This window comes from Azospirillum sp. VT-I1 (assembly GCF_055698305.1).
In genome coordinates, this window is the sequence record NZ_CP168803.1 from 877147 (window position 1) to 884043 (window position 6897).

Here is a 6897-nt window from a genome sequence, read left to right on the forward strand (position 1 = left end):
TGGGAGAAGCCGCCCCGTGACCACCCTGATCTTCACCCATCACGATTGCTTCGCCCACGACACCGGTCCCGGCCATCCGGAGGCTCCGGACCGGCTGGCCGTCGTGTGGCAGGTCCTCGACCGGCCGGAGTTCCGCGACCTGGAGCGCCGGTCCGCCCCCGAAGCCGACGTGGAGCAGCTGTCGCGCGTCCATGACCGCCAGTATGTGGAAGCGGTGCTGGCGGCGGTTCCCGACGACGGATATTGCCGGCTGGACGGCGACACGCTGCTGTCGCCGGGGTCGCGCGGGGCGATCCTGCGCGCGGCGGGGTCGGTCTGCGCGGCGGTCGATGCGGTCCTGGCCGGCGAGGCGACGAACGCCTTCTGCGCCGTGCGCCCCTGCGGCCACCATGCCGAACCGGCGCGCGCCATGGGATTCTGCGTCTTCAACAACATCGCCGTCGGGGCGGAGCACGCCCGCAAGATCCATGGGCTGACGCGCGTCGCCGTCGTCGATTTCGACGTCCATCACGGCAACGGCACCCAGGCGATGTTCGCCGACGACCCCGACCTGTTCTTCGCCTCCACCCACCAGTCGCCGCTCTATCCCGGCACCGGCAATTCGTGGGAGCGCGGGGTGGACGGCAACATCCTGAACCTGCCGCTGGAGCCCTACAGCGGGTCCGTCGAGTTCCGCCAGGCGGTGGAACGCGCGATCCTGCCGGCGCTGGAAGCCTTCCGGCCCGAACTGCTGCTGATCTCCGCCGGCTTCGACGCGCACAAGCGCGACCCGCTGGCCCAGCTCGGCCTCACCGCCGAGGATTTCGAGTGGGTGACCCGCAAGTTGGTCGATGTCGCCGACCGGGTCTGCGGCGGGCGCGTCGTCTCGGCACTGGAAGGCGGCTATGACGCGACCGGCCTGGCGGAGGGGTGCGCGGCGCATCTGACGGCGTTGATGCGGGGGTAGAGTTGTTGGTGCGAATTGCCCCCACCTAACCTCCCCCGCTGGGCGGGGAGGGACTGCCGCCGCTCTCCCAATCAGGCACTTGTCCCCTCCCCCACCCAGTGGGGGAGGGTTAGGGTGGGGGTCTAACCCCGACAATCCAAAACTCTCAATCCGCCGCGAACCCCACCCCACACTCCCGCGCCCACTCCAGCAGGCGCGCGACGGCGCCGTCCAGCTCCGGCCGCTGCAGGGGGGCCGTGCCCAGCACCACCGCCCCGCTGCTGCCGTCGATGGTCAGCAGATCGCCGGTGCGGACCGTCACCTCGCCCACCTGCATCACCCCCGCCTCGACGTCGATGCGCAGGGCGCGGGCCCCGCAGACGCAGGCGCGGCCCATGCCGCGGGCGACGGTGGCGGCGTGGCTGGTGAAACCGCCGCGCGCGGTGACGATGCCGGCGGCGGCCTGCATGCCGTGGATGTCCTCCGGCGAGGTCTCCGGCCGGCACAGCACCACCGGCGCGCCGCCGCGGGCCAGACAGATGGCGTCCTCGGTCGTGAAGGCGGCGCGGCCCGTCACCGCGCCGGGCGAGGCTGGCAACCCCATGGCGAGCGCGCCGGCCAGCGCCTCGGGCGCCAGGGTGGGGCGCAGCAACTCGTCCAGCGCCTGGGGATCGACGCGGCGCACCGCCTCGTCCCGGCTGATGATCCCCTCCTCCGCCATGTCGACGGCGATGCGCACGGCGGCTTCGGGCGACCGCTTGCCGCTGCGGGACTGCAGGATGAACAGGCGTCCGGCCTCCACCGTGAACTCGATGTCCTGCATGTCGCCGAAGGCACGCTCCAGCCGCTCCGCCACCGCGCACAGCTCGGCGAAGACCGCGGGCTGCCGGCATTCCATCGACCGGTCCGGATGCGGCTGCGCGGCGCTGAGCGGATCGGGGTCGCGGGTGCCGGACACCACGTCTTCGCCTTGGGCGTTGGCCAAGAACTCGCCGCACAGGCCGGGGACGCCGGTGGAAGGATCGCGGGTGAACAGCACGCCGGTGCCGGAATCCTGCCCGCGGTTGCCGAACACCATCGCCTGCACCGTCACCGCCGTGCCCATGTCCTCCGGAATGCCGTGCAGGGCGCGGAAGGCGACCGCCCGCGGATTCATCCAGGAACGGAAGACCGCCGCCACCGCCATCCGCAGCTGTTCCGCCGGTTCCTGCGGGAAAGGCCGGCCGCAGCGCGTCTCCACCAGCTGCAGGAAGCGCGGCAGCAGGGTCTGCCAGTCCTGCGCCGTCAGGTCGCCGTCGCGCTGAAGCCCCCGCTCCTCCTTGTGCTCCTCCAGCAGATCCTCGAACCGGTGGCCGGGCACGCCCATGACGACGCAGCCGAAGGACTGCACCAGCCGGCGATAGCAGTCATGGGCGAAGCGGGCGTCGCCCGACGCTGCCACCAGCCCCGCCACCGAGCGGTCGTTGAGCCCCAAATTCAGGATGCTGTCCATCATGCCCGGCATCGACACCGCCGCCCCGGAACGCACCGACAGCAGGAGCGGCCGGCCGGCATCGCCGAAACACCCGCCCGCCCGGTCCTCCAGCGACGAGATCGCCTCGTCGATGGCGGCGCACAGCGCGGCCGGCAACGGATCTCCGGCGACCAGCCCCTGCCCGGCTTCCGCCGCGATGACGAAGCCCGGCGGCACCGGAATGCCGAGCCCGGCCATCTCCACCAGCCGCGCACCCTTGTTGCCCAGGCGCCCCACATCGGCCGACCGGACCAGACCGGAGCCGAAGGGAACGATCGAATCCGGCGACGGCGCGCACTGCGGCGCCGCGGTGGTCGGGGCGAGATAACGGGTGGGGGCGAGGTGCGGCATCATGGCTGTGGTCATCCTGCGCTCAACGCACAATCGGCCTCGTCGAAGGCCATCAGGCGCAGCAGCCGGTGCAGCCCATCCGGATCCCTGTCGGTCCAACCGGCGGTCCGGCCGCCGAGCCGTTCCAGGCGCGCCCGCTGTCCGTCCCCGGGCCACCGGCCCGCCCGACTATGGAGGTAAACACCCGCAGCAGCGATTCCGCCCACGCGCAGGCCGCAATGCTGCCGCCTAGGTCGATCCTGTACCCCTCCGCCCCGCCGCTGACCGGCGCATCGACCAGTTCCCCGCCCAACTCCGCGATGCGGGCGGCATTGGCCGCGGCCGACGCGGGCGGCAGGGAGGACAGGTCGATCAGCAGCCCGCCGCCGGGCAGGGCGGCGGCAAGCCCGTCATCGGCGAACAGCGCCTTTTCCACGGCGCGGGCATCGGGCAGCAGCATCATGACGGCGTCGCAGCGTCCGGCGAGCGCGCGGAGAGACCCGCGGGCATCGGCATGGCGATGGGCGTGATGATGGACCCGGTGTCCCACCTCCTGCAGCTTGTCCATGATCGCATCGGCCACCTCTCCGCCCCCGATGAACCCGATATCCATTGCGCGATCCTCCCCGTTTCCGCCCGCACGCCCTGTCGGACGGCAGGGCGTCGGAGGAGAGCTTCGTTGCGCGCTTCGCATCGCACAATAGCACCATCGCGCAATTTTCACATCGCGGAAACCCGCCTGAACTTACCTATTCTTACCCAAGCCTAACATGTTCGGCCGATGTCTCCAGTGGCAAAAAGCCGCATGCCGCCGGAATCCGCCAGACCGGCCCGGCGTCCGTCTCAACCAGACATGGCAGAATCGGTTGCGGCAATTCCGTCCCGCCGGTCGCGCAGGCCAGCGCCGCCGCCATGTCGGCGCAGCCCGCCAGCCGCAGCAGAACCATCCGCGTGGCGAAGACCAGCCGGCGGCGCCCGGCGCTCTCCTCCTCCAGCAGGCGGCGCGGGGTGGCCCACAGCGCGGCGACCGCCTCGCCGCCGTCGCAGAGCGGCTGCTGTCCCGGCGGCGCCGGGGCCAGGAAGAACAGCGTGTCGAAACGGCGCGGCAGCGCCTCCGGCGTCACCCAACGCGCCAGCGGCGCCATCCGCTCCAGTGCCGGGACCAGCCCCGCCCGCGCCAGGGCCGCCCCGAACCCCTGCCCTGCCGCCAGCGCCGTGCGCAGGCCCGCCAGGGTTGCGGCTTGCGGCGGATCGCGGGACAGCAGAATCGCGCATTCCTCCATGCATTCCCGAACGGCGGCGACGCGGTGGGCCAGATCGGCCGGCACGCCCGCGGCCGTCACGCCCCCATCGGGCCAATGGTCCCGCCAGGACGGGTCATGGTCGGCAGCGTCGAGCCGGCCGCCGGGGAAAACGGTGGCGCCGGGGGCGAAGCGCAGGCCGGCGTGGCGCTCCATCGCCAGCAGTTCCAGCCCGTCCGGCCCGTCGCGCAGCAGGATCAGGGTGGCAGCGGGCCGGGGCGGAACGGGGGTGTCGGGGGCGGTGTCGGACATGCCCCAAGTGTCGCCGACCGCCCCTTCGCCTGTCCATGCACGGCATGGGGAACCACTCTCACGATGCGGAATACAAAACGGGCGGCGTTTGACCGTCCGGCCTATCCCTTCCAGCATCCCGCCATCACCGCCATTCAGCGCACCATCATTCGCCAGTCCCGCCCCTCCATGCCGAGGGCCGGGCGGAGGAAGGCTGTCGTCATGCCGTTTCACCGCAGCACCAAGATCGTCGCCACGCTGGGTCCCGCCAGCTCTTCGGAAAGCCAGATCACCGCCCTGGCCCAGGCCGGCGTGAACGTCTTCCGCCTGAACGCCAGCCACGGCACCCAGGCCGAGCATGCGGAGCGCTATGCCCGCATCCGCGCCGCCGAGGAGCGGCTGGGCCGGCCGATTGGCGTGCTGCTCGACCTCCAGGGGCCGAAGCTGCGGGTCGGGACCTTCGGCTTCGGGCCGGTGGACCTCGCCATCGGCGACCGCTTCCGCCTGGACCTCGACCGCCGGCCGGGCGACAGCCGCCGCGTCTGCCTGCCCCATGCGGAGGTGTTCGCCAGCCTGGAACCTGGGCTGGACCTTTTGCTGAACGACGGGCGCATCCGGCTGCGCGTCCTCGACTGCGGCCCCAACTTCGCCGAGACGGAGGTGGTGGCCGGCGGCACCCTGTCCGACCGCAAGGGCGTCAATGTGCCGGGTGCCGCGCTGGCACTCAGCGCCTTGTCGGAGAAGGACCGCAGCGACCTCGCCTTCGGGCTGGACCTGGGGGTGGACTGGATCGGCCTCAGCTTCGTCCAGCGGCCGGAGGACATCCTGGAGGCGCGCGAGCTGATCGGCGGGCGCGCCCATGTGATGACGAAGATCGAGAAGCCGGCGGCCCTGCCGACGCTGGACCGCATCATCGAACTGTCCGACGCGGTGATGGTGGCGCGCGGCGACCTTGGCGTGGAACTGCCGCCGGAAGACGTGCCGGGCCTGCAGAAGCAGATGATCCGCCTCAGCCGCGCCATGGGCAAACCTGTGATCGTCGCCACCCAGATGCTGGAATCCATGGTTTCGGAGCCGACCCCGACCCGGGCCGAGGCGTCGGACGTCGCCAATGCCGTCTATGACGGGGCGGATGCGGTGATGCTGTCGGCCGAATCGGCCTCAGGCCGCTATCCGGTGGAAGCGGTGGCGATGATGGAGCAGATCGTGCGCCGGGTTGAGGGCGACCCGCTCTATCGCCGCATCATGGACGCCGACCATCCGAGCCCGGAGGCGACCGCCCCCGACGCGCTGACCGCCGCCGCCCGGCAGGTGGCAGAGACCATCAGCGCCGCCGCCATCGTCACCTACACCACCACCGGATCGACCACGCTGCGCGCCTCGCGCGAGCGGCCCGGCGTGCCGATCCTGGGGCTCAGCGCGCAGCGCGAGACCGCGCGGCGGCTGTCACTGGCCTGGGGCGTCCATGCGGTGCTGACCGACGACGTGGCGAATTTCTCGGAGATGGTCGGCCGCGCGCTGACCGCGGCGGCGGATGCCGGGATCGGCAAGCCGGGCCAGTCGCTGGTGGTGACCGCGGGCGTCCCGTTCGGCACGCCGGGCAAGACGAACGCCCTGCGGGTGGTTACCATCGGCGGGGAGGATGCGCCCAAAGTGGAGGCGGTGCAGAGGGAGGCGGTGACGGCGTGATGGGAAGCGCCGGCGGTCGGAGCCCCTCCCCACCCCTCCCCCGCTGGGCGGGGGAGGGGGCAAGTGCTTATGCGGGAGAGTAGCGGCAGTCCCTCCCCGCCCAGCGGGGAGGTTAGGTGGGGGCAATCAGCGGGGACTTACCACCCTCACTCCAGAAAATCGCAGTGCTTCTGCACATGCGCCGCCAGCCCCATGGTGTGCTCGCGCACCAGCCGTTCGGCGAGGTCGGCGTTGCGGTCCTCCAGGGCCTTGATGATGGCGCGGTGGTCGTGGATCGAACGTTCGGCCCGGTCCTCCTGGCCGATGGTCAGCTTGCGGATCGCCCGCATGTGGATGAACAGGTTGTCGGTGACGTCCTGGATCAGCTTCGACCCGCTCAACTGGATGATGCTCTTGTGGAAGGCGATGTTGGCGTCGGAATACTCGCTGACATGGTCCTTCGGGCTTCGCTGCTCGAAGCTGCCGAACAGGTCCCACAGCTTGTGGATCTCCGCCGCCGGGGCGTGTTCCGCGGCCATGCGGGCGGCCATGCTCTCCAGCGCCGCCCAGACCTGGATCATCTCGATGATCTCGGTCTTGGTCTTGCGCACCACGAAGATGCCGCGGCGCGGCTGCAGGCGGATGAAGCCCTCCTGCTCCAGCAGGGTCAGCGCCTCGCGGATCGGGGTGCGGCTCACGCCGAGCTTGTCGCTGAGCTGACGCTCGTCCAGCCGGATCTCCCGGTCGTGGTCGTAGATGTCCATCTCCGTGATCGCCTGCTTCAGCGCGTGATAGACCTGACTGCGGAAGGTCGTTCCGGTGTCGAGGGGCTGAACGTTGAGAGCGGGAACGGTCATGAAACGGATGTCCTTATGTCTCGCCGGCAGTTGCGGCGCGCCCGGTCAGGCTCCGGCCCGTCGGGCGCGGGC

Annotated in this window: 6 protein-coding genes; 2 read left to right on the forward strand and 4 right to left on the reverse strand. The window is 71.1% G+C overall.

Going from position 1 to position 6897, the window contains the following annotated elements:
- Positions 1-16: 16 nt before the first annotated feature.
- Positions 17-946 carry a histone deacetylase family protein gene (locus AB8P05_RS22465; protein WP_472760421.1) on the forward strand — a complete coding sequence of 310 codons (930 nt, stop codon included), beginning with the start codon at positions 17-19 and terminating at the stop codon, positions 944-946.
- A 145-nt stretch (positions 947-1091) separates the two neighbouring features.
- On the opposite strand, the gene AB8P05_RS22470 is transcribed toward AB8P05_RS22465, so the two are convergent.
- The 3 genes from AB8P05_RS22470 to AB8P05_RS22480 all read right to left on the reverse strand — a co-directional run bounded on the left by AB8P05_RS22470 (position 1092) and on the right by AB8P05_RS22480 (position 4321).
- Positions 1092-2804 carry a pyruvate, phosphate dikinase gene (locus AB8P05_RS22470; RefSeq protein ID WP_472760422.1) on the reverse strand — a complete coding sequence of 571 codons (1713 nt, stop codon included), beginning with the start codon at positions 2802-2804 and terminating at the stop codon, positions 1092-1094.
- Positions 2805-2841: 37 nt separating this feature from the next.
- On the reverse strand, positions 2842-3381 hold the full coding sequence (locus AB8P05_RS22475; protein ID WP_472760423.1) for an NAD(P)-binding domain-containing protein: 540 nt from the start codon (positions 3379-3381) through the stop codon (positions 2842-2844).
- Between the two features lie 142 nt (positions 3382-3523).
- On the reverse strand, positions 3524-4321 hold the full coding sequence (locus AB8P05_RS22480; RefSeq protein WP_472760424.1) for an NUDIX hydrolase: 798 nt from the start codon (positions 4319-4321) through the stop codon (positions 3524-3526).
- 201 nt (positions 4322-4522) lie between these two features.
- Between AB8P05_RS22480 and pyk the strand changes: the two genes are divergently transcribed.
- Positions 4523-5989 carry a pyruvate kinase gene (pyk, locus tag AB8P05_RS22485; protein WP_472760425.1) on the forward strand — a complete coding sequence of 489 codons (1467 nt, stop codon included), beginning with the start codon at positions 4523-4525 and terminating at the stop codon, positions 5987-5989.
- Between the two features lie 146 nt (positions 5990-6135).
- Here the strand turns inward: pyk and AB8P05_RS22490 are convergent, their stop codons facing one another.
- Complete coding sequence (locus AB8P05_RS22490; protein WP_455174156.1) at positions 6136-6825, reverse strand: GntR family transcriptional regulator; 690 nt, start codon at positions 6823-6825, stop codon at positions 6136-6138.
- Positions 6826-6897 lie beyond the last annotated feature (72 nt).